2 protein-coding genes are annotated in these 1,380 nt (G+C 67.3%); both read left to right on the top strand.

Translation table 11 applies throughout. The features are described from left to right. Positions 1-2: 2 nt before the first annotated feature. The gene (locus D9598_RS20845; protein WP_198368398.1) at positions 3-740 is read left to right on the top strand and encodes a CoA transferase subunit A; all 738 of its coding nucleotides are present in this window, start codon (positions 3-5) and stop codon (positions 738-740) included. Positions 741-752: 12 nt separating this feature from the next. Next, positions 753-1,380: CoA transferase subunit B (locus D9598_RS20840; protein WP_198368397.1), on the top strand; the 628-nt coding region annotated here is incomplete at its 3' end.

Raw genomic sequence — 1,380 nt, 5'->3', positions numbered from 1 at the left:
CGATGCGGAAAGTCTACCCGGATGCCAAGGCCGCGCTGGAAGGCGTGCTGCGCGACGGCATGTTGATCCATGCCGGCGGCTTCGGCCTCTGCGGCATCCCCGCCCTGCTGATCGAGGCGATCCGCGATTCCGGGGTGAAGGACCTGACGGTGGTCTCCAACAACGCGGGCATCGACGATGCGGGCCTCGGCCTGCTGCTGAAGACGCGGCAGATCCGCAAGATGATCTCCTCCTATGTCGGCGAGAACAAAACCTTCGCCGAGCAGTACCTGGCGGGCGAGCTGGAGATCGAGTTCAACCCGCAGGGCACGCTGGCCGAGCGTATCCGCGCCGGCGGCGCCGGCATTCCCGCCTTCTTCACCAGGACCGGCGTCGGCACGCAGGTCGCGGAAGGCAAGGAGACGCGCGAGTTCGACGGCGAGACCTATGTGATGGAGCGCGGGATCTTCGCCGACCTCGCCATCGTGCACGCCTGGAAGGCCGATACCGAGGGCAACCTCGTCTTCCGCAAGACCGCGCGCAACTTCAACCCGATGATGGCGACGGCGGCGAAGGTCACCGTCGTGCAGGTCGAGCACCTGGTGCAGCCGGGCGAGATCGACCCCGACCAGATCCACACCCCCGGCATCTACGTGAAGCGTATCGTCAAGCTGCCGGAGGGCTACGAGAAGCGAATCGAGCAGCGCACGGTCCGCAAGCGCGTGACCGACCTCAACCCCGCCAACAGCAACGTCGCCTGAGGAGCAGCAGCCATGGCCTGGACCCGCGACGACATGGCCGCCCGCGCCGCGCGCGAGCTGGAGGACGGCTTCTACGTCAACCTCGGCATCGGCATCCCGACGCTGGTGGCGAACCACATCCCGGACGGCATCAGCGTCCAGCTGCAATCCGAGAACGGCATGCTCGGCATGGGCCCCTTCCCCTATGAGGGGGACGAGGACGCCGACCTGATCAACGCCGGCAAGCAGACCGTGACGGCGCTGCCCACCACCAGCTTCTTCTCCTCCGCCGACAGCTTCGCCATGATCCGTGGCGGGCATATCGACATCTCCATCCTGGGCGCGCTGCAGGTGGCGCAGAACGGCGACCTCGCCAACTGGATGATCCCGGGCAAGATGGTGAAGGGCATGGGCGGGGCCATGGACCTCGTCGCCGGCGTCAAGAAGGTGGTGGTGCTGATGGAGCACACCGCCGGCGGCAAGCCCAAGCTGCTGCGCGAATGCACCCTGCCGCTGACCGGCAAGGGCGTGGTGGACATGGTCGTCACCGAGCTCGCCGTCTTCACCATCGACCGCCAGGGCGGCGGCATGGTGCTGGCCGAGCTGGCGCCGGGCGTGACGCTCGACGAGGTGCGCGAGAAGACCGAGGCCGAATTCGCCA

It is taken from the genome of Roseomonas sp. KE0001, assembly GCF_016107285.1.
Classification (GTDB): domain Bacteria; phylum Pseudomonadota; class Alphaproteobacteria; order Acetobacterales; family Acetobacteraceae; genus Pseudoroseomonas.
The sequence above is the reverse complement of the archived record's forward strand: the minus strand, read 5'-3'. Positions and strand labels throughout refer to the sequence as shown.

Excerpts from the sequence above, each read along its gene's own strand:
- D9598_RS20845 (WP_198368398.1), top strand. The coding sequence starts at position 3 with ATGCGGAAAGTCTACCCGGATGCCAAGGCCGCGCTGGAAGGCGTGCTG.